Annotated in this window: 16 protein-coding genes; 9 read left to right on the top strand and 7 right to left on the bottom strand. The window is 42.2% G+C overall.

Going from position 1 to position 22,562, the window contains the following annotated elements:
• Window positions 1–58: 58 nt before the first annotated feature.
• The 4 genes from MTO98_RS19745 to MTO98_RS19730 all read right to left on the bottom strand — a co-directional run bounded on the left by MTO98_RS19745 (window position 59) and on the right by MTO98_RS19730 (window position 10,349).
• Entirely contained in the window at window positions 59–3,370 is a 3,312-nt protein-coding gene (locus MTO98_RS19745; RefSeq protein WP_243480704.1) for a VCBS repeat-containing protein, read from the bottom strand.
• Window positions 3,371–3,527: 157 nt separating this feature from the next.
• On the bottom strand, window positions 3,528–5,150 hold the full coding sequence (locus MTO98_RS19740) for a SusD/RagB family nutrient-binding outer membrane lipoprotein (protein WP_243480703.1): 1,623 nt from the start codon (window positions 5,148–5,150) through the stop codon (window positions 3,528–3,530).
• A 5-nt stretch (window positions 5,151–5,155) separates the two neighbouring features.
• Window positions 5,156–8,329, bottom strand: a complete 3,174-nt coding sequence (locus MTO98_RS19735; RefSeq protein ID WP_243480702.1) for a SusC/RagA family TonB-linked outer membrane protein — start codon at window positions 8,327–8,329, stop codon at window positions 5,156–5,158.
• Window positions 8,330–8,690: 361 nt separating this feature from the next.
• On the bottom strand, window positions 8,691–10,349 hold the full coding sequence (locus tag MTO98_RS19730) for a murein L,D-transpeptidase (RefSeq protein ID WP_243480701.1): 1,659 nt from the start codon (window positions 10,347–10,349) through the stop codon (window positions 8,691–8,693).
• A gap of 498 nt (window positions 10,350–10,847) precedes the next feature.
• Between MTO98_RS19730 and MTO98_RS19725 the strand changes: the two genes are divergently transcribed.
• On the top strand, window positions 10,848–11,492 hold the full coding sequence (locus MTO98_RS19725; protein WP_243480699.1) for a redoxin domain-containing protein: 645 nt from the start codon (window positions 10,848–10,850) through the stop codon (window positions 11,490–11,492).
• A 104-nt stretch (window positions 11,493–11,596) separates the two neighbouring features.
• Here MTO98_RS19725 and MTO98_RS19720 read toward each other — a convergent pair whose 3' ends face one another.
• On the bottom strand, window positions 11,597–12,529 hold the full coding sequence (locus MTO98_RS19720) for an AraC family transcriptional regulator (RefSeq protein ID WP_243480698.1): 933 nt from the start codon (window positions 12,527–12,529) through the stop codon (window positions 11,597–11,599).
• A 153-nt stretch (window positions 12,530–12,682) separates the two neighbouring features.
• Between MTO98_RS19720 and MTO98_RS19715 the strand changes: the two genes are divergently transcribed.
• Both MTO98_RS19715 and MTO98_RS19710 read left to right on the top strand, forming a co-directional pair.
• Entirely contained in the window at window positions 12,683–14,185 is a 1,503-nt protein-coding gene (locus MTO98_RS19715) for an aldehyde dehydrogenase family protein (RefSeq protein ID WP_305852731.1), read from the top strand.
• Between the two features lie 187 nt (window positions 14,186–14,372).
• The gene (locus MTO98_RS19710) at window positions 14,373–14,747 is read left to right on the top strand and encodes a DUF779 domain-containing protein (RefSeq protein ID WP_243480694.1); all 375 of its coding nucleotides are present in this window, start codon (window positions 14,373–14,375) and stop codon (window positions 14,745–14,747) included.
• Between the two features lie 155 nt (window positions 14,748–14,902).
• On the opposite strand, the gene MTO98_RS19705 is transcribed toward MTO98_RS19710, so the two are convergent.
• Window positions 14,903–16,135, bottom strand: coding sequence for an alpha/beta hydrolase-fold protein (locus MTO98_RS19705; RefSeq protein WP_243480693.1), 1,233 nt, complete (start codon window positions 16,133–16,135; stop codon window positions 14,903–14,905).
• A 176-nt stretch (window positions 16,136–16,311) separates the two neighbouring features.
• Between MTO98_RS19705 and MTO98_RS19700 the strand changes: the two genes are divergently transcribed.
• The 3 genes from MTO98_RS19700 (at window position 16,312) to MTO98_RS19690 (ending at window position 19,393) form a co-directional block, all read left to right on the top strand.
• Window positions 16,312–17,004 (top strand): hypothetical protein, encoded by a 693-nt coding sequence (locus MTO98_RS19700; protein ID WP_243480692.1) that lies wholly within the window; start codon window positions 16,312–16,314, stop codon window positions 17,002–17,004.
• 96 nt (window positions 17,005–17,100) lie between these two features.
• A complete protein-coding gene (locus MTO98_RS19695; protein WP_243480691.1) occupies window positions 17,101–18,642 on the top strand; it encodes an MFS transporter in 1,542 nt (513 codons plus the stop codon).
• 229 nt (window positions 18,643–18,871) lie between these two features.
• A complete protein-coding gene (locus tag MTO98_RS19690; protein ID WP_243480690.1) occupies window positions 18,872–19,393 on the top strand; it encodes a hypothetical protein in 522 nt (173 codons plus the stop codon).
• A gap of 119 nt (window positions 19,394–19,512) precedes the next feature.
• Here MTO98_RS19690 and MTO98_RS34480 read toward each other — a convergent pair whose 3' ends face one another.
• On the bottom strand, window positions 19,513–19,581 hold the full coding sequence (locus MTO98_RS34480) for a hypothetical protein (RefSeq protein ID WP_371825431.1): 69 nt from the start codon (window positions 19,579–19,581) through the stop codon (window positions 19,513–19,515).
• Between the two features lie 396 nt (window positions 19,582–19,977).
• On the opposite strand from MTO98_RS34480, the gene MTO98_RS19685 reads away from it, so the two are divergent.
• From MTO98_RS19685 to MTO98_RS19675, 3 genes are all read left to right on the top strand, one after another.
• A complete protein-coding gene (locus MTO98_RS19685; RefSeq protein WP_243480689.1) occupies window positions 19,978–20,784 on the top strand; it encodes an SDR family oxidoreductase in 807 nt (268 codons plus the stop codon).
• Between the two features lie 9 nt (window positions 20,785–20,793).
• Entirely contained in the window at window positions 20,794–21,708 is a 915-nt protein-coding gene (locus MTO98_RS19680) for an AraC family transcriptional regulator (RefSeq protein WP_243480688.1), read from the top strand.
• A gap of 233 nt (window positions 21,709–21,941) precedes the next feature.
• Entirely contained in the window at window positions 21,942–22,544 is a 603-nt protein-coding gene (locus tag MTO98_RS19675; RefSeq protein WP_243480686.1) for a TetR/AcrR family transcriptional regulator, read from the top strand.
• Window positions 22,545–22,562: the final 18 nt, after the last annotated feature.

Here is a 22,562-nt window from a genome sequence, read left to right as displayed (position 1 = left end):
GATGCGATAAATATTTGACTCAGTACTATAAACCTTCCTAAATACTTGAGGTACTGAGTTAGTACTTATAAAACTTTAATGCCTCGCCCGACGCACCGATCAGTACGTAGTTTACATTGTTAATTTTTATTTCGCTGGCCGATTTTACATCTCCGCTTACAGATAGCCCTGCCTGAGGTTGACTTTGATATGCGAAGTTACCTTTACCGTCGCCGGTAAGCAGGCATCCATAGTTTGCATCAAAGCTGCCCAGCTTAAGGCGGTTATCAGAATGGTTGCCCAGCAATAGGAGATCTGTTTTGCCGTCGTGATTAAAGTCTCCTGTAAGGATCTCCGAAACAGAAGAATATTGAGCTTGTAAAGGCAAAGGTGATTTCACAAACTTACCGCCCCGGTTCAGGAAAAGGCATGTTTCAACCTCATTGGCTGTAAGTTTGGTAGCTTTGCTGAGTTCTTCGGGGGTAAAAATATCCTTCATGGTAGCATCGCAATAAGCTTTGTATGAAGCAAACCTTTTACGCATAGGGTAGATCTGGTCGTTGAGTTCATCGCGGCTTACAAAGGGATAACTTACACCTTGTATATAAAAATTAAAGAACGGATCAATAGAGCCATTGCTGTCAAAGTCGGCAAAATACATTTCAGCCGGCTCCGATTGGCTGGCGTGAATTTGTGTGTTTTGGCCAAGATTGCCGGCTATAATATCAAGTTTTCCGTCGTTGTCCACATCGGTAATGGATATTGTATTCCAAAAGCCACTGACAGGATGGTCAAAGTATTTGGAAGTTTCATCAACAAAGCCCGCTTTTGTATTAGTGAACACCATAAGGGACATAAACTCGCCGCATATTATCAAATCTTTACGACCGTCGCCGTTTAGGTCAGCCCATTGAGCGTCCTTGATCATGCCTATGCCGGTAAAGGGAGCTTCTGTAATTTCAAAGTGCCCGTCGCCGGTATTGGTGAGCAGATAGCTTTTGGGGGCCGATGGATAGTACCCCGGGGTAACATTCGACCCTATAAACAAGTCTGTTCTACCGTCCCCGTTATAATCACAAGGGCGTACGCAAGATTTACTGCTGCCTGTTAACACCGGGAGGGAGGTACTTGAAAAGCTGAAATTGCCTTTGCCATCATTCAGATATAGTTTATCCTGCAGTTCATTAGCACCGGGCTCTAACAATGAATAGCCGCCTTTAGCTATATAAAGATCCGGAAAGCCATCACCATTGGCGTCAAAAAAAGCGGCCGCCGAGGTGTTCTCTTTATTTAGATCGGATATTTCCTGAACTACATAAGTTCCGCCTGCTTTTTGAATAAAGATTTTGCTTTGAGTATTTTGATCGCCGGCTATAAATAAGTCCTCAAGACCATCTTTGTTTACATCAGCTTTGGCTATCACGGGGCCTGTTTTAGAGCTCATGAACAGCATCAGGGGCTGGCGCTTAAAGTCATTAATGGTATTTTCTGTATTGGTATAATCTATAACCGGTTTGGTTAAGCTGAATACTGGTTTAACAGTACTTTTGCCATCGGTTTTAAATACCGGGTTCCCCGTTTTGTAAGTGATGTTTAAGCGTTGATTAGCCTTAACGCCGGTTAGCAATTGTGATGTTTGATCTGGCCAGATGATGCGTACAGAATCTACCTGCTGTTGATCACCCAATCCGAAATTTAAAACTGTCGATACGCATGAAAGATAGCCCCTGTTTGGGTTAACTTCCTGGTATTGTACCTGCTTGCCGTTGTATACAAATACTTTTGATCCTATGGCGTTTGTATTGCCCTCGGGCTGTTTAAGGTTTACTGCCAGGTAGTTTTTTTTGCCGGTTTCCATAGCTGTATTCTGTAAAATGGAAGCCTCGTTATTTATATTGTTGGTGATCAGGTCCAGGTCGCCGTCATTATCAAGATCGGCATAAACTGATCCGCTTGAAATACCGCCTTTGTTGATCCCCCAATCCTGCTTTTTATCAGTAAAAGTAAGGTTATGGTTGTTTTGAAAAATATAGTTTGACAGGGTGGTAGATGGCATGGCTTTTACCAGATCCATGAGCAGAAACGGCTCGCGGTTCATTGCTTTTTTGAGCTTATAATCACCCCAGTAGCGTAAAAAATCTTTATTCGTATAATCGCGGAAGTAGCCGTTAGATATAAAGATGTCTTTATAACCATCGTTGTCAAAATCGGCAATAAGCGGGCACCAGCTCCAATCAGTACTGGAAATGCCTGCCAGCTGACCAATTTCGCTAAAGGTGCCGTCGCCGTTATTAACCTGCAGCATGTTGCGCATGTATTGTTTGTACAGGTTTTGGTTCAGCATCAGCTCAAACGATTCGTAGTTTTCCTGTAGCTGCAGTAATTTTTGCCGGCGGTTATCTGGCGGCAGCATATCGAGGGTCATCATGTCAGGAAGACCATCGTTATTGATATCGGCAATATCAACCCCCATCGAAAATTGCGACAGGTGTTTAAAGCACTTCTTGCTATCCTCGGTAAAAGTTCCGTTTCCGTTATTTATGTACAGGTAGTCGGGTTCATTATAGTCGTTGGTTACATAAATATCCTGTAACCCATCTTTGTTGATATCGGCAATGGCAACGCCAAGGCCAAAGGTGAGCGGGTTTTGAATGATGCCCGCCTTTTGGGATACATCAACAAAATGGCCACCCTGGTTTTCAAATAGTTTATTGCTGGCCAATTGATCTGTTTCGGCTTTGGCCTGCGCAAGTTCAAGGTTGCTGATCTTTTTTACGTTGTGGTTAAGCAGAAACATATCCAGCTTGCCATCGTTATTATAATCAAAAAATACTGCCTGCGTACTGTAGCCCGGATCGTCGAGGCCGTATTGTTTGGCCATTTCAACAAATTTGCTGTTGCCCTTATTAATGAAAAGCTGGTTGCGGCGTTTGACGTTATCGCCAAGGCCGGAGTAGCATACGTAGATATCTAAAAGCCCGTCGCCATTAACATCGGCCATGGTAACGCCGGTTTTCCAGTCGCCAGGCCTGCCTGCAAGGCCGTTGCCGGCTTGTTGGGTAATGTCTTTAAATTTTAGGTTACCTAAATTAAGGTATAGCTTGTTTTGGCCCAGGTTACTTGTAAAAAATAGGTCTTCGAGGCCATCATTGTTGATATCGCCAACAGCAACACCGCCGCCATTGTACAGGTACTCGTATGAAAGTACATTGAGCTTTTCGTCTTCAACCAAATCATTGCGAAATTTAATGTTGGTTTCTTCGGGTGAAAGCAGTTTGAACAATGGTTGCTGAGCGTTTGCCTTAAAGCCCCAAAGGCTCAATGCGGCAATAACACTTAAAGTTTTTGAGCTTTTAACAGTTAAATTAAAAAGGGAAGAAGAACAACACATTATCAACAGATTTTATTTTTTCCGGAGTTGCAGGGGATTTAAAATTAATTATTTGCATTGATAATTACTACCGGATTACTAATCCTTTTTGTTGTAGAAACTAAAAAACAAGGCTATGAAGCCATAGCCTTGTTTTTATTGAATTTATATAGGGGTATTATTTATCCCACCATACGCGTGACGAAAATTTATCGCCACCTGATAATGAAGCAACGCCGCTTGCCAAACCTTGTGGATTGGTTGATTGCAGTGTAATAGGGTAAATTACACGACGCGGAATCTCTGTGTCAAACTGAGAAGGATATTTAATTGCAGTTAAAGCAGGGAAGCCTGATCTTCTCCAGTTAGTCCAGTTTTCGTTGAACATGAACAATGTTGAAGTTTCAACCCAATATTCGTTATTGATCTGCTCTAAAGGCGATGCACCAAGCGGGTGGGCTGCAACATAAGTAGTAATGTCCGCATCACTAATTGCGGCAGCAGCATTGATTTGCGCTATCGACTTCATGTCTGCCGCTAATGCTTTTGCATAATGTGAAGCAGCTGTACCTGTATTCCAGCCTCTTGTAGCTGCTTCGGCTAATAATAATTCAGTTTCGCCATAAGTTAAAAGCATGTTGATAGTGCTTTTATCAACAGGGTTAATAGTAGCTGTTGCAGTATAATAAACCTGTAAGCGCGGACGTGAATATTTACCAAGCGGTGCCGCAGCATCTTTATCAACAGCCGGATTAGCCGGTGTTGCGCCCGGATAGCCTGGAGCTTTTGACACATCGGTAGAACCGCCGTTTAAGTCATAGCCGTTAGGTAAACCTATTTGCTTTGAGTAGGTATTGTCGCCGGCAACTGTTTCGGTTTCATTTGCAGCCTTACCGTTACCGCTTGCAATTTCCGCAATAGCGCTTACGCGTGGATCGGTTGTTGATTTCATGAAACTGATCAGGGTATTTGACCAACGTACTTCACGGAAATCGTCAACAGTTAATAATGCATTAACAATAGCATTTGAATAGCCGTTAGCGTTGTTGGTTTTTACCTTGGCATTATCGTCTGTGCTGGTCATTGTGCCAGCTGCATAAGCTTTCTCAACATATTTTTGAGCGGTTGCAGCATCAACTTTTGTTAACCTCATGGCCAAGCGTACCATCAGTGAATAACCAAATCTTTTCCACTGCGCAATATCGCCGCCGTAAAATAAATCAGACGTTGGTTTATCTTTTGCTGCATCCAAGCCAGTTAAGGCTGCGTCCAGATCATTCAGCATTGAGGTATAAATAGCCTGCTGTTTATCAAACTTAGGGAAGAAAATGCCTTGTTTGGCCATACCTGCTTCTGAGTAAGGCACATCGCCATAAGTATCAGTTACACGCTGTATGATCAATACTTTCATAATGGTAGCTATTTTATTCAGGTTTTCATACCCGGCTTTACCATCGGTAAGGTTTTTCATTTCCTGGGCGTAGGTTTCAGCACCGTAGCCTTCGCTATAAACACGGCCTATGTAATCGTTAAACGAGCCGCTTTGCTGATACTTATCGCCGTTGCCATAGTAGCTGAATGTTGAAGCCAGTGATTGTGTCCACATGCTTTGAAACAACAGTTGCGAATAGCCTGTTTGCGAATAATTTAATTGTGCCTGTGCCAGCAAAAAGTTTGGATTAAACTGATCGGCGGTAGTAGCATTGGGGTCGGTATTTATTTTAGTGAAGTCCTTGGTACAACCTGTTGTAAACAACGTTGCTGCCAGGCAAAAGCCACTATATATAAGTCTCTTTTTCATTGCTCTTATTTTCTAAATTTAAAGTTAACATTAATACCGAATGTGCGGGTGGCAGGTAAGCTGGTACCTTCAATGCCTGCATAATTGATATTGTTTGAGAAACCTGACTCAGGATCGATGTTATCAGAATGTTTCATGATAGTCCAAAGGTTACGACCAACCAATGATACGTTGATAGCATTAAATGGCGAACCTTTAAGTATGCTGCTGGTAAAGGTATAGCCAAAAGTTACCTGGCGTAATTTGATAAAGTCGCCGTTTAACACGTTAAGTGCCGAAACGTTATATACACCTTTTTGGTAGTAATCCTGTGCATCAACATTTGTAGTATTTGGAGTACCTGCTTCAGTAACACCTTTACCTACAACACCGCCTTCACGACCTTCAAGCGTTAATTTATTTAAACCACGGAAGATACTGTAAGCATTAGTTGCAGACAGGATCTTGTTGCCGAAACGGTAATCAACAAGGAATGACAGGTTGAAGCGTTTGTAGCTGAAATCGTTGTTTAAACCACCATAAATTTTAGGTACAGTTGAACCCATTGGGATACGCGCTGTAGTTTCAGGCAAACCATTGGCATCAAAAACAATATTGCCTGAGCCATCACGTTTGTAATCGTTAGCCATAATTTGCGGGCCAGGTAAGCCTACAACATAAGCAAGGTTAGCATTTAATGGCCTGTAAGTACCTAAAGTTTGTGTAGTACCAAAATCGTCGGTTTTTAACACCTTGTTTTTAACATAGGTAAAGTTAATTGACGGGGTCCATTGGAAAGTTGAGGTTTGTACTGGTGTACCTTTGATCTCAACTTCCACACCACGGTTCTGGAATGATTGTGTTCCAATTAACCGGGTGCCGAAACCTGTAGCCGGATCAAGTGCACTGCGAAGTAACTCGTTGTGCGTTTTGCGGGTGAAATAATCAACATCGGCACTTAAACGGCCGTTAAAAAACTTCAACTCTGTACCAATTTCCAACTCGTCAAGCGTGTATGGTTTTAAGTTTAAGTTGTAAAGGTCGCTTGAGTAATTACCAATTGTAATACCGTTTATCTGGTTGCCTAAGTTATAGTAAGCTGAAGTACTATAGGCTTTGTCTGGCTCACCGCTGGTTTTAGCGTATGATACGCGTAGTTTACCAAAATCAAGCGATGGCATTTTTAACATATCTGCAAAAAGGAAACTTGCAGAAACAGATGGGGTAAAGATACCTCTGTTACTTGCCGGTAGTTTTGAATAAGCATCGTACCTGCCTGTTGTACTTAAAGTAAGGAAGTTTTTGATGTTAAAATCAGCGGTATAGTATGCCGAATGAACTTCCGATTTATTGAACTGATAATTTGGAGTGCTTTTAACGCTAACGTTAGAGAAGCTGTAGAAGAAAGGCAGGGTAAACGGCCCACCGCTAAGGCTGGTATATTCGTATTGATTTTTACGAATGTTGGCACCGGCCGAGAAATCGAAGGCTAACAGGTCTTTAACGATATCATGTTTTACACCAATCAAACCGTCGGCATTTAACTCATAGGTTTGTGCTGTTGATTGCTCATCCAAACCACCCATTAAGCCTGTATAATAAGCTGTACCGGTAGGGGTTACCTTAAAGCGGCTATCGTTAATGTTGTCATAACCTAAACGTGCCTGGGCATAAATCCAGTCGGTAAAGTTGTAACGTGCAGTCAACGCCGAAATTAAACGCTTACGGCCTGTATTGTTAATAAATTTGTTAGCCGCGAAGTAAGGGTTGGTTACATAAGGGTCGTCAGTCCAAACTTGCTCGTAACCATTAGCCGCTGTGCCCGGATTTAATATAGATTGATTGATGTTTGGTGCCAGGAACCAGATGTTATTAGGGTTACCCGGGCCATCGCTCAAGCTTGGTCTGTTTTTTGAATTTTCAATTAAGTAGTTGGCAACTACAGCGATGTTCAATTTTGGCGTAACATTTTGGTTTACGTTTAAGTTGAATGTTTTTCTGTCTAAACTGCTGTTGCGTACAATTGAACCGGCATTCAGGTCAGAAACCGATAAACGGAAGGCTCCGTTTTCGCCGCCGCCATCAAATGATACTGTATTGGTATAAGTATTACCGGTACGATAAAAGTTTTGAAGGTTATTGGTACCCGCAGCAGAGTAAGGATACGATTTACCATCAAACTGTATGGTATTAGAACCATCCAATTTTGAACCCCATGCCAAACGGCTTGATTGCTGAGCTCCGTCAACAGAAGCGGGTTTTACACCATGTTGCCCCTGGCCGTAAGTGGTTTGGAAATCAGTAGTGTTATTAACCTTATCAGCCTGGTAGTTGGTATTAAATTCAACACCAAAACCCGAATTCTTTTTGCCACCTTTAGTAGTGATCAAAATTACACCGTTTGATGCACGGCTACCGTAAAGCGCAGAAGCTGACTGGCCTTTCAATACGGTAATAGTTTCAACGTCGTCAGGGTTGATATTGCTGATACCGTCACCATAGTCGGCACCGCCCCATTCGCCCGATGAACCACGTTGAGTATTGTCCATAGGTACACCGTTTATTACAAATAATGGGGAACCTGCGCTGCCGCTGGTAACACCACGTAACAAGATACGGGCCGATGAACCCGGACCGCCGCTAACGCCTGAAATGCTCACACCGGCTACACGGCCTTCTAATGAGTAAGCAACGTTAGTTTCTTTAGCTTTATCAAGCAGGTCGCCTTTTACAGTTGTTACGGCGTAACCTAATTTTTTCTCTTCTTTTTTAATACCCAAAGCCGTTACCACAACCTCGTTAAGGTTGGTGTTTGAGCTTAAGGTAATTGTTATTGTTGATTTACCTCCCACCGCTACGTCTTTAGTGCCATAGCCAATGTAGCTTACAGTTAAAACAGTATTTGGCTGTACATCAAGTGTGAAATTACCATTGGCATCAGTTTGAGTACCTGTAGTAGTTCCTTTAATTCTGACACTTACGCCAACAAGGGGTTCGCCTTTTTCATCAACTACCTTACCGGTAAGCTTGGCGAAGTTTAAGTTAAAGTTGTAATTTGATTTGGCATTTGCTTTTGGTGCTTCAGCAGCCGAAGCCTGCATGTTCAAAAGCACCATACCTGCAAGGGCAAATTTACACAGGTTGAGGGAATTTGATACCCATGGCCTGTGTACACCCACCGGGTGTTTGAAAAATTTCATATTTTATTGAATTTAAAGGGAGTTAATAGCGAAGCGCCCTGGAAAGCACTGCGCAGTTATAAACATTCAAAAATCTTTTTCGGGGCAGTAATTCCCTCCGGGTAATTATGCCTGTAGTGGGGAGAGTAAGTTTTTTTTACATAGGCATCAGTTTTCCTGGGTTTATTAATAATGTCATATAGTTTGGTTAATGATCACTGTGCCAAAGGAAAAAAGCTTCCGTTGTAGGGCGCACAAGGGTGATTTAAAGTGAGGACAATTAAATTTTAGCGATTGCCTACAAACCCGTAAAAAATATTTTACAATTATTAATTACCAGTATTTTAAACTGCTGCAAGAAAAAATAAGAGAGGAAATGGAATTAATACTGTCCGGTGCCTGACATAATCATAGATGCAAGCTGATCGTCACGGTCATATATATCTTTGCGAAAGTTGAGCAGGTTATTCCTGTCGGTAAACGCGGTAAAATATGCTATAAACACAGGCATTTTTTGTTTAAGCCTAACCTGTTGTTCTTTACCCAGGTGCATAGCCTTATTGATGCGCGGGGCAGTCCAGGTACTGTCATATTTTAAAAGAAAGGAAGCGAGCTTAGCCGGTTCGCCTACACGGATGCAACCATGGCTGAAAGCCCGTGACGATTCGCCAAATAACGAGCGTGAAGGTGTATCATGCAAATAAATGCTGTAGCTGTTAGGAAACAGAAATTTGACCAGCCCTAATGAGTTGGCCGGCCCGGGTTTTTGTTGAATTACCGGAAGCCCGTTTTCCTTGCCGGTAATGATCATATTGTGTTCGCTAAGGTAATTGCGGTTGCCTCTTATGGCCGGAAGTACTTCATTGCGCACAATGCTTTCAGGTACATTCCAGTAAGGGCTAAAAACCACGTATTGCATTTCGCCATAAAATATAACCGTTTGATGCACTTTTTGACCGACTACTACATTGCAGCTCCACAATAAACTGTCGCCACGGTAAACGTGCAGCTTAAATTCCGGAATATTAACTGCAAGATATTCGCTGTTTAAACTAACAGGCAGCCAGCGGCAACGCTCCATGTTTACAATAATTTGTTTGATCCTGGATTTAAGCGGAACGTTCATTTCGGCTATGGTGCCAGGGCCCGGCAAACCATCGGCTGCAAGGCCATGCCTTTGCTGAAACTGAGTAATAGCGGATTTTAGCTCATCATCAAAGTTGTTACTGAGCGTATCACCCTTAAAATCTTCCACTTTATACAGCCGGGTTTTTATTTGGGAAACTACCGCCGACGAATCTCCCGGCTTAAGTTTTTTGCTGACTTTGATTGGTTCCCAACTTTCATTTGCCTCAAGTGCACGGTATTTGGCCAGGAAATTTTTCAGCAGATCATACTGACGATATACAGGTTCATTTATGGCAGATGACTGTTGTGATGGCTTTTTCAAAAGCGTATCAAGATAATCATCATAAGCTATCTTTTTCCGGGGCAGAAACCAATTAACAGCCCGGCTAACTGAATCGCTCATGCCCCTGAAAGCTACTTTTGAAAAAGCAAAATACTGGGCAGTGAGCATCAATTCGGTACCAACATCGGGCTTTTTAACTTTCGTTTTTGAATGGCTATCAAATATCAGCGAGTCTAAATCTTTTTGATAGGGGATACCTTTATATATACCCTCGTTTTGCAGGTTCATTAACCTGTCGTTCAGGTTGCCCGCCTGCTCAATCAATGTGCCTTTTTCATACCATGCATAAGCAAATTTACGCTTACGGTAAAAATTGCGGAGATCCTGTTCGTAAGGCACTAAAGCAGGATGCTTTTGCATAAAAGAAGCTATTTGAATACTGTCAAACACGAGTTCAGTTTGGTTGCTAAAGTTACCAGGGATGGTTTTGGTCCACTCTTTAACCATTTTCTTTTTGAGCGAATCGGCTTTTGAAATATGGTTTTTTTTGCTGGCGTTTTTACAGTTGGATAAGGCTAAAACGCTTAAAATAAGTGCGATGATATATTGTGGTTTTAGCCTGGTATGCATAGTTAATTTACTGGTTATACGGAACGCAAATTACAAAGTTTTGTTTTTAAAAAGGTTGTGGGCACCGGTATGAGATACTTACGGGATGGCTCCGAAAAAAAATAAATATAATTTTTCAATAAATTCTACTAAGTTTATAGATATTATAGTATATTTGTTTCGTAACATTCAAAATCACATGACGGGCAACCACTTAACCATCGCTAATAAGTATACAACAGCTCAATACGAGAGCTGGAGTTATACGCTCATGTGCCGTTGTTGTTGAGATACCCACCAAAGGGCGCTACCTGCCGCATTTAATTACTGACCCCATTATATATAATATTAATAGAATTTATGAACTCATTTCCCAATAAACAAATAAGCAATAGTGCTTCGCCGGCCTTGCTGATGCATTACAGGGTAATTTATGGATTGTACCGTTGTTGTTGATAGGCTAAAAATCAACATACAATCTTTAAAACATCATCCATATTGTCATAATCTATTTTTAAAATGCAAACCACAAATAATAATAAATATCCTTTTTTTGACCTGCTTGAAGTTGTTGCCGAACGCGATCTTAGTTTTCGTAAGTTGAAATCATTGCACCCTGTAAAGGCAGGTAATTTGATTCCTGAATTTAAGCTAAGTAATGATTACAGCCGCTGGCAGCAGTTTTATAATGGAGCCGAAACTCATGGCCCAATTTCGGCCAGGAATTTATTGAGTAAGCCATTGGTTATTTCTTTTTATTCGCGCCATTGGGGGCAGCAGGGCCTGGCTCAGCTTAAACAATTGAATAACCTTCAGCACGAAGTTAAAGCAAGCGGCGGCAATTTGCTTATTATTAGCGATGAGCGTACCGAAGAGCTCGAGAAATGGGCATGGGAGCAAAGCCTTACCCTTAATTTTTATCATGATGCCAATAAAGAAATTGCGCAGCAATTCAGGGTATATTCTGATGATTACCCGGTATGGGACAGGTTTTCGGGTATTGACGAAAATGCGCCTTTATTGGCAACTTATATCATTGAGCCTTCAAAGCAGGTTATTTATAGCCATATCGACTGGGATTTCCTGGGCACTTTTTCGGCCGAAGAGGTTATCAGTGCAGTTTATGAATCTGCATTGATCAGCAATAGCCGCAGATCTGCGTAAGCAATTTTTGTTGTTTCTATAAATGAAGATCTTATACGTGTAAACAAAGCTATGCACGTATAGGATTTTTATTGTGATCCGAAACGACACTATAATTTGGCTATCTAATTCAAGTGGCCGCCCCTCAGCTTGGCCTTGTAGTAACTCGGTGTAATGCCTTCTATTTTTTTAAATGCCCTGCTAAAATAGTTAAGGTTATTGAAACCAGCCTTAAAACAAGCTTCGGATATGCTGTTATGCGGATTGTTTAACAGTTGCTTGGCTAATTGCAGCCGCTCTTTAATAATATAATCAACAGGAGAAATCCCCAATTCATGCCTGAATGCCCTGAAAAAGCTGGCTTTGCTCATAAAGGCCATTTGGCTTAATGCATCAATATTGAGTTTGTCACTCAAATGTATCCTGATATATTCCAGTACGTAAGCAAAGCGGCTGCCGCTTGACAATTCGTGCAGATTATCGCTGATCTCGTTGAGGTTTTGCATTTGCATAATCCGGATCAGTAATTCCTTTAAAGTGAGGTTTGCCAGTACGTCTTTAGTAAGCGCGTCGCCTGTACTGATACGGATAAGCTTGTTGATGAGCTGGGCTAATTCATAATTATTAAAAAAGTGGAACTGATTATAATTTAGCTGCCAGATCCGTTTATCTTCCCTCGGGTAATTTTCATTTAAAAAGTCAAGCGTATTAGCAATTTCCTGGTGATTAATGGCCAAAGCTGTGCACTGTGAGGGCTGGTTGATGGTAGCCTCCGGGAAATCTATCTTCATCGTAATATTGGGCGGAACAATGACTGTTTCGCCGGGTAGATAATCGAAGCCGGGTTTATCAAACAGGTGCATTACTTTTTTACCGCGCAGCATACTGGTAATGACCAGGTCGCTGAAAGTTAGCGGTACCAGTTCGCTGCGCTGAAACGTTTCAAAAACATTGAGCTCGCAATGGTTCATGGTGTAAGCCTTGCGGTTTTCAACCAGGGTATTCAGTTCTTTTCCGTGTGAGAGGCTTAAGGGAGATAACAGGGTTTTGTTATTCATAGCCGTTTATAATTTAAGCCAAATTAGGCATACTTATCCTGATTAACAAGCGGGTGCAAAAAATGCGACCATTGTGCTACCATTTGAGAGCATAATGCAAATGCCTTACAGCGAGGTAACTCTACATTAGTGTTACCAAAAAACATGAAAATTATGAGCGCTGTTTCTAAACCATCCTTCAAGGATAAGTACGACAATTTTATCGGCGGCAAATTTGTTCCGCCTGTTAAAGGCGAATATTTTGACAACATTTCGCCCATTGATGGCAAGGTGTTCACCAAAGCTGCACGATCAGGAAAGGAAGATGTTGAACTGGCTTTGGATGCCGCTCATGCCGCATTCCCAACATGGGGCAAAACATCAGCCGCGCATAGGGCTTCGTTATTAAACAAAATAGCTGATGTAATTGAGGCCAACCTGGAGTTTTTAGCTGTTGTAGAATGTATTGATAATGGTAAAGCTATTCGTGAGTGTCGCGCTGCCGATTTACCCTTAGTGATTGACCACTTCCGTTATTTTGCAGGCGTGATCCGCGCCGAAGAGGGCGGGATTTCCGAGCATGATGAATACACCGTGAGTATTTGTTTAAATGAACCGTTGGGTGTAGTAGGGCAAATCATCCCCTGGAATTTCCCGTTGCTGATGGCTACCTGGAAAATTGCTCCCGCACTTGCTGCCGGTAATTGCTGCGTAGTAAAACCTGCTGAGCAAACACCAACCTCAATAATGGTGCTGATGGAATTGATTGGGGATATTTTGCCTCCGGGAGTTTTGAATATAATCACTGGTTTTGGTCCGGAGGCCGGCAAGCCGCTGGCTTCATCGCCAAGGGTAGCCAAAGTTTCATTCACGGGCGAAACTACAACCGGCCGCCTCATTATGCAATACGCATCCGAAAATCTTATCCCGGTTACCATGGAGCTTGGTGGTAAATCGCCCAATATTTTCTTTGAATCGGTTGCTGATGCCGATGATGAATTTTTTGATAAAGCTGTTGAAGGTGCCGTATTGTTTGCGCTTAACCAGGGCGAGGTTTGTACCTGCCCGTCGCGTATCCTCGTACATGAAAACATCTACGATAAATTTATGTCGAAAGTGATTGAGCGCACCAACGCCATCATTATGGGTAATCCGCTTGACGGCAGTACCATGATGGGCGCGCAGGCATCTAACGATCAGTACGAAAAAATTCAGTCGTACCTTAAAATAGGTAAAGAGGAAGGGGCAGAAGTACTTTGCGGCGGCGATATCAAAAAACAGGATGGCGAGCTGGAAGGTGGCTATTATATTCAGCCAACTTTGTTTAAGGGCAACAACAAAATGCGTATTTTCCAGGAAGAGATCTTTGGCCCGGTAGCTTGTGTAACTACGTTCAAAACAACAGAGGAAGCTATTGCAATTGCCAATGACACGCTTTACGGCTTAGGTGCCGGTGTATGGACACGAGACGCACATGAACTTTATCAGGTACCGCGCGCTATACTGGCCGGCAGGGTATGGGTAAATAATTATCATGCTTACCCGGCACATGCACCATTTGGCGGGTATAAAAAATCAGGTTTTGGCCGCGAAAATCATAAAATGATGCTTGGTCACTATCGTCAAACTAAAAACATGCTGATCTCATATAATAAGAACAAGCTGGGATTTTTTTAATCCCGGCTTTACAAAATCCCCGTGATGTCATTGCGAGCGAAGCGCGGCAACCTCGTAGCTATACAGGGCTAAGATGCATAGCTATGAGATTGCCACGTCGCGCCTCACTCACAAGGCCCGACAGGCTCCTCGCAATGACATATTTTTAATTATTTGTAGATAACTCTTATTATCAAACCGATACAACATGATCAAAAGAGTAACCATAACCCCTGAAGCTTCCGGGTTGATCGCCGAACTCAAATCCCGCTTCGGCGAATTGATGTTCCATCAAAGTGGCGGTTGCTGCGATGGTTCATCGCCCATGTGCTTTGAAAAAGGCGAGTTTAAATTGGGCGGCAGCGATGTAAAAATAGGAGAGGTTGATGGCTGCGAGTTTTGGATGAGTAAAGACCAGTTTGAATACTGGCAGCATACGCAATTGCAGCTTGATATTACCAAAGGCCGCGGTTCAAGTTTTTCAATAGAGATCCCCACCGGTTTTCGGTTTATGATCCACTCAAGATTGTTTGCCGAAGATGAGTTGAAAGATCTGGAGCCAGTGAGTTTTATTGAAGATTGATCACCGGGACGGTTTAAATGAATAGTCATTAAGAGGAATGAAGCGATCCCGAACCGAACAGGCCGGAATCTGCTAATCGGCGATTGCTTCTTCCTCCAAATGGCGTGACTTCATACTTACGCAGTTTCAAAAACTGCGTAAGTCTTTCTTTGGGATTATCTCCCTGCTTGTACTTTATCTAACTTATCCATAATCTCTTTGGTATATTTAATTGATAAAGCTTTTTTGAAATATTGCTCGGCATTTTGTTTATCGCCGCGGACTAAAAAGCAATCACCCATACTGTCATAAACGTTAAAGTTTTTGGGGTAGTTGTCAATGTTTACCTGGAAAAACATAGCCGCTTTTTCGTAGTCTTTTTGTTGCAGAAATGCATAGCCTACGCCATTCATCTCGGGCTCAGATGGTCGTACGGTATAGCCCATTTCTGCCGATATAGCTTTGTAATGTGAATTAATCATCTCCCTCAATTGTGCGGCGCTATATTGCTTGTTGAAGTACTGATTGTAGGGCTGATTTCGCGGAAAGCGGTTGTTTTTGAAAATAAAGCGAAGACCGTCATATTCTGCATTGAAGGGAACGGAATTATGATCATCGTTTGGATAATACTTTTTAGCCCACTGTAGACTATTTGCTTTATTTAAAGAAAGATGATCAGCCAGTTTCATGATAGACCGGATATGGTGCGTGATTTCAGAAGTATCGTGTTTAACTTGTATTGTATCCATACCTGCGTTCATCGTATTGGCAAAACCAAGGAAAAGCTTTTTGCCATCAAACTTCTTTTGCTTAAGGATAATTGTTGCCTGTTTAAGCAAATTATCATTATCATAAAACATGCTGGGGTCAATAGCTACATAGGCATTAAAAACCTGTGTATGCTTCAATAACATGTTGATCACGGTTAATGCACCCAATGAATGGCCGATCATGGTACGGTAGGGCGCTGTGGGATATTTCTTATCTATATAGGGCATCAATTCCTTTTCCATAAATGCAGCGAAGTTTTCGCCGCCTCCTGATGTTTTATCCATTGCACTATTGGTGGGCGTAAGGTCGCGCGTGCGGTGTCCCGGCGTATTCAGTATACCAACTATAATCATTTGCGGAAACACAGTATTGCCGGCGGTAGCGCTGAGTTCTTTGATCATGGTAACCAGCGACATAAAATGATCATCGGCATCTAAAACGTACAAAACCGGGAATTCCGGTTTTGAAAAGTAGTTGGTATCGTATCCTGGCGTATAAACCCAAAGCGGTCGGTTTTCTTTCAGGATGTTGGAATAAACGGTATCTATGCGCACCAAAACTATGGGTTGCTGTGGTGGCTGTGCTTTTAACAGGTATGCAATTGTGAGATGAACAAGTATCAGGATTAGCTTTTTCATGTGGTTGTTGATTTATGGACCAATGATACAGCAACGATATGCGCGGCGAAATTAAATGTGATGAATGTAGCAGTTGATGTGATGGAAATAATCCGGAGCTTATTACCGTTTTAAAAGATGCTGAAACATGTTTTGGCAAGTTTGTGTTAGTTGTAGATCATCTTTAAATAATTGCTGTGCTGAATACTTACAATACCGCCCGTAAAAAAAATAGCTTAACAAAGTTTGAAACCCTTGTATTCGGGATGGCCGCTGTTTTGACGCTGACTGCTATTGTAACATCTTTTGTAAACAGCGCATATTTTGAAATGATCTTTAACAGGGACGGCGGGTTTATAGGGTACCTTACGGTACTATTGCTGCTTATTATTTTTGGAATATCGGCGGTATATATCATCAGGCTTTCCCGCTACCGCAGCATCCAATTTTGCATTGTTTTAATTTTGACCGGCATATTCAGCTTGTTTTTTGCTGCTCAAATAATGAGCGACTTACCTAACCTATTCCACGTATCAACTCATAAGCTTTTGAAAGTGAACAGTACGATTCTGCGTGCAAATGCCGGCAGTATTGTTAAAATTAATGCTATTGGTAAGGTTGCCTTTTATTGGTTGTTTATCGCTGCAGGCGCTTTTTATTTTTTGATACTTCCGTTTGTGTACCGGAGCAATTTTAAGGCTAAGCGGTTTATTGATAAAATCGGTATCCCTATTCCGCATCGCACCCATATCATAGCGTTGGTAGTTTTAGCTATTTTGATGGTACTGTTTACTGAGGTAAGCGAATCGGAAGTTTTGCAGCTTAATCTTTCAGCTATATTCATGCTTATACTGCTTTACCCGGAGAATATCGGGGTTTTCAGACGATAGGCATGTTTAAAAGCGCTTTTTAATTTATTGCCTTTGCTTCTCTTAATCCGATGATTTACTGCAACTTTGTAATAAAACCTCCAATTACAACCTTATATGGCTACAGTTTCATTGGGCAGCCCGGCCGGCAAATGGATCATGGGTTCGGCTATACTGGCTTCGGCTATGGCGTTTATTGACGGTACTGCACTTAATGTGGTGCTGCCAGCACTGCAGCAAAGCCTGGGTGCCAAAGGTGCCGATCTGTTCTGGATCCTGAATGCCTATTTGTTGATGCTGGCTTCGCTCATTTTGGTAGGTGGCTCCCTCGGCGATAAACTTGGCCGAAAAAAGATCTTCATGATTGGTATCTTCATTTTTATAACCGGATCGGCACTTTGCGGGCTCTCGCCGGGAGTACTTTATCTTATTATTTTCAGGATAGTACAAGGAATAGGCGGAGCGTTGATGATACCGGGGAGCCTTTCGCTCATTTCTTCATCTATTGATGCAAAAGAACGGGGCAAGGCAATTGGTACATGGTCGGCCATTACTACGGTTGTAACTATGGGAGGCCCTGTGCTTGGCGGGGCTTTAGCCGATGCCGGCTTGTGGCGTTATATTTTTTTTATTAATGTGCCAATTGGGGTGATAGCGTTAGTCATTCTTTGGCGCGGCGTTGCCGAAAGTAAGGATGACAGAACAGATCAAACACTTGATTTACCCGGTGCCGTTTCGATAGCTTTCGGCCTTGCCTTGCTAACGTTTGGTTTTTTGCGGATGCCTGCAACTGGTTTTAATAACTGGCAGGTTTATGGATCGTTATCCCTTGGGCTTTTGTTGCTCATTGTTTTTATTTATATAGAAAGTACAAGTAAACATGCTATGATGCCGTTAAGCCTGTTTAATAATAAAACATTTAGCGGGATAAATTTGCTTACGTTTTTTCTGTACGCAGGCTTAGGGGGCGGCATGTTATTTATGTCGTTAAATATGGTGCAGGTTCAGGGGTATAGTCAGCTGCAATCAGGGTTAACATTTTTACCTTTTACTGTACTCATGATTTCTATTGCGCGTTATGCCGGTGCTGTTGCCGATAAAAAGGGGCCGCGTTTATTGCTTATTATCGGGCCTGCCCTTGCTGGAGCAGGATTGCTGATGTTGTCATTTATAAAGCAAACAGCAGGCCCATCTGATTATTGGACAAGCTTTTTTCCGGGCGTGCTTGTATTTGGTTTAGGCATGTCATTAACAGTGGCACCGCTTACAGCTACTGTAATGGGTTCCGTCAGCGATCATTTTTCAGGCACGGCATCGGGTATTAATAATGCCATGACCCGTATTTCCAATGTTTTTGCAAATGCCATTTTTGGCGCGCTTGCAGTTTTGTTTTTTTCGGGGGCGATGCAGGGGGAGTTAAAGAAACTTTCTTTAAATGAAAAGGAGAAAAAGGCAGCTATGGAGCAATCGGCCAATTTGGGCAACGCCAAAGTACCTGCGGGTATTGAGGGAGCCAATAAAGAGGCTGTTGAAATAGCTTTTCATAATGGCTTTATTGCGGCTTATAGCAATATCATGCGAATATGCGCAGGTTTGGGTTTTTTAGGAGCTTTAATGTCGGTTATTTTTATCAGGAATAGCGCGGTAAAAAAGGAATGATATCTTGCACAGATCATCGCGCGTTTCCCTTGTATAGTCGGCTGTAAAGGAGGGACAAATGCATTTGAGGCATCTGGAGATAGCCGGCTAAAAATTTCAGATTGATGTTGCAACCATTTGTTTATGATTGTCGTCTACCTTGTAAATTGTTCATCTAAAACTTATTATTATGCTAAATCTGGTACCATCACGAAATTTTGCAAAATTACTTACAGTATGTTTTTTATTTATGGCTGTAATTAATGTATCTGCCCAGGATAAAACTAAAACAATAGGCAACAAACCAAGAAGCGGGTCATCCAACAATACATTTAATGCTGTTAAAGGCGCACAGGTTGGTATTGAAATGAATGCCGGTAAAAAACAAGTACAGCTGCTTACGCTCAATTTCCATACGCAAAACCGTTCAAGTGATAGCATTCCTTTTAAGGTTAATGTTTATCAAATGGCCGGAAAGTTTCCAAACGAAGCTAATTTGGTTAAAGACGAAATAAAAGGATACATAAAGAAATATGACAGCCAGGAAAGTCATCAGCTAACCACTGTCGATCTATCACCTTATAATGTTAAAGTAGCCGGAGACATTGTAGTTTCTATTGAGTTTCTCACAACCAGGAACGGTTCAAATATTGGTTTCGCCTGTGGTTTATTTAACGGCGGCACATTTCATAAAGATGGTGAAACGGAACCATGGAAAAAGATACCGGTGGTTGGCGCTGATTTTAATGTGCTGGTGAAAAAGCTAAAGTGATCTTCCTGATTCAATCTCCCTTTAGTGGAGATTGAATCAATGTGCCAGACATCTATCTGTCTGTGAATAAGAGTTTATGACGCCCGGTACCCGATTAACCAGTTCATGTTTTTTACTGGCTACTTTACAGTGATGATTGCCCGGTGGTATCTTGTAAGCGCAGGTAAATCATTGTCTGTGGCTTCCAGAATAATGTGGATTCTTTGACCTGATGTTGCATCCGCGGGATATCTGCCATAGCTTGTGCAGTATTAGCATTTGTTATTTTAATTTTCTTTTGATGCGTCCCAACCCGAAATTGCCGCTACTTGAGTGTTACTGCATTGCCATCCGGGTCAGATTCAGTACCATTAAGACGTATTTTTCGCCTGCAGAAACCATCATATGTAAAGCCCCTTTTATTTGAAGATAGTCAATCGCCTTGTTTAAATGTAAGGCCTGCTAAAGCGGAGCGGATCTCCAACTATCCCAATCATAATAGACAAAGTTTTGCGGTTGTGTCATTTTGGAAACAACCATACTCATTTTGGAAACTTTTGCCGTACTGCAGGGCACCAACTTTGCATTATAAAATTTACAACAACATGAAAACCATTTTTATTACCGGTGCATCTACTGGTTTAGGTAATGCCACTGCAAAACTTTTTCAGGCAAAAGGCTGGAATGTGATTGCAACCATGCGCAACCCCGAAAAGGATAACGAATTGCAACAACTTAAAAATATTACCCTGCTGCCGCTTGATGTAACTGATATTAACCAGATCAACAAAACAGTGCAGGCAGCGCTTGACTTTACAGATGTTGACATAGTTTTTAATAATGCCGGTTACGGCCTCATAGGCCCGATGGAAGCTTATACCGACGAACAGATCACCAAACAGCTCAATACCAACCTGCTTGGCGTAATGCGTGTTACACAGGCTTTTATCCCATACTTTCGCGAACGTAAAAAGGGGCTGTTTATAACAACCACATCTATGGGCGGATTGCTTTCTTTTCCGTTATCTTCAATTTATCATGCAACCAAATGGGCTCTTGAAGGTTGGAGCGAAAGTATGTCGTTTGAGTTGGGACTGTTCAATATCGGGATTAAAACCGTAGCCCCTGGTGGCATTATCACCGATTTTGCCGGCCGTTCGCTTGAGCCGGTTAACCATCCGGCCTACGATGCCGCCCTGCAGAAATTGTTTGCCCTGTTTAACGAAGATAATTTCTCGACCGCCGAACAGATTGCAGAAGTGGTATATGAAGCCGCTACCGATGGCAAAGACAAGGTACGTTACGTAGCGGGTGAAGATGCAAACCGCTTATACAACCGCCGGTTGGAAATTGGTACGGAAGCCTTTCGCAAAGAGTTAGGTCATATGATCTTTGAACAGGGGAATATTTAATTTAGCATTATGAAAAAAACAAGCCAGGCGCCCGTCAGTATCCACAGTATTAGTGAGCTGCACAAATTAATGGGCCTTCGCGGGCCGGCGCACCCCATGATCAGCCTTGTAGATAATACGCGGGTGGAGATCAACATGGATACCATGCCGGATAGCTTTGTGCTTGATTTTTATAAGATATCCTATAAGAAAACGATGAACGGCCGTATAGGTTATGGCCAGGGCTATTATGATTTTGATGAGGGCGGTTTGATATTTACTGCCCCTCATCAGGTCATTTATTTTGATAGCGATGTTGAATATTATGGTTTCTCAATCTTGTTTCATCCCGATTTCCTGCGCAATTATCCGTTGGGGAAAAATATGAATAAGTACGGTTTCTTCTCTTATGATACACGGGAGGCGCTTCATCTGTCGGAGAAGGAAAAAACCATTATGCTGAACATCATGGAGCAGATAGGTGCGGAGTTGGAAACCAATATCGATGATTTTAGCCAGGACGTCATTATATCTTACCTCGAAGTGCTCCTTAACTACAGTAACCGGTTTTATAAACGCCAGTTTATTACCCGGAAAGCAGCCAATCACGACTTGCTTGCCAGGCTGGAAGAGCTGCTTGCCGCTTATTTTGAGCAAAGGCAGGGATTGCAAGCAGGATTACCAACCGTAGAATACCTGGCCGGTCAGCTAAACCTGTCGCCACGTTATCTGAGCGATATGCTACGCTCGCTGACGGGGCAAAGTGCGCAGCAGCATATCCATCAAAAACTAATTGATAAAGCAAAAGAATATTTAACTACAACAGGTTTATCGGTAAGCGAAATTGCCTATTTGCTTGGGTTTGAGCGCCCGCAGTCATTCAATAAGCTCTTCCGGAAAAAAACAGACCTGTCGCCGCTGGAGTTTAAACAATCATTTAACTGATCAGGAAGCCTGGCAATTAATACAGGTAAAGCCAGCAACTAAAGGCTGCCCGTTGGAATGGTCTCCGCTTGCTTAACCCATTCTTAAAAGTGTTATCTGTTGCATCTATTCCGGGGCCAGCCAATATCGTTCGGGCACGTAAAACATTGGTGATTTAATGAGCAGTGAATTTGTTACTTAATGAATTTGACAAAAAAAAATATTTTGTCAAATTTTCTTTAACTTTGTAAAGAATGAACAGCCAGGACGATATTATTCGAGAAGAAATTTTGCAAGCCGGGTTGCGCCTGTACCGGGGCTCCGGGCCTGCAAAAATTACTATGGAAAATGTGGCTAAAGCCACAGGCCGGAGCAGGAGCTCGCTTTATTATTACTTCAAAGACAAAGATGAGATTTTTCAGGCAGTGCTTGACCGGATCGCGCATGATGTAGCCGCCGAAATTCGGCTTGCGGTTACTAAAGCAAAAGATCTGAATGAAAAGATAATTGCCTTTTGCACCGCAAAAATCAAGACATCACAAGAGTGGAAACGCATATTTAATGCCATTGAAGGTTTCATAAGTGCCGATGAAAAGTTTAAACATGCTCAATCCCTCGACGGTTTGCATCAAAAGCTCATCCATTTGGAAAGGGGAATAATAATGGACGCTTTCTCGGCAGAAGAACAGTTTTTTTCAAGTAAACTAAACTATGCCGAAAAGGATATGCTGGCATTTATCATCTGCAGCGGGGTGCGCGGTATCAGGCGCGAGATTTACGATTACAATGATCCGCATGATGTAAACATTGCAGCGCAGCTTTTAAGTGATATGGTTGCCAAATGGCTGCTCTCTTAATCTGGGGTTGTTTTTTGA

Origin of the sequence: Mucilaginibacter sp. SMC90, assembly GCF_022811725.1 — a bacterium.
Lineage (GTDB): Bacteria > Bacteroidota > Bacteroidia > Sphingobacteriales > Sphingobacteriaceae > Mucilaginibacter.
Note: the sequence above shows the minus strand (reverse complement) of the source record. Positions and strands in the feature narration are given on the sequence as shown.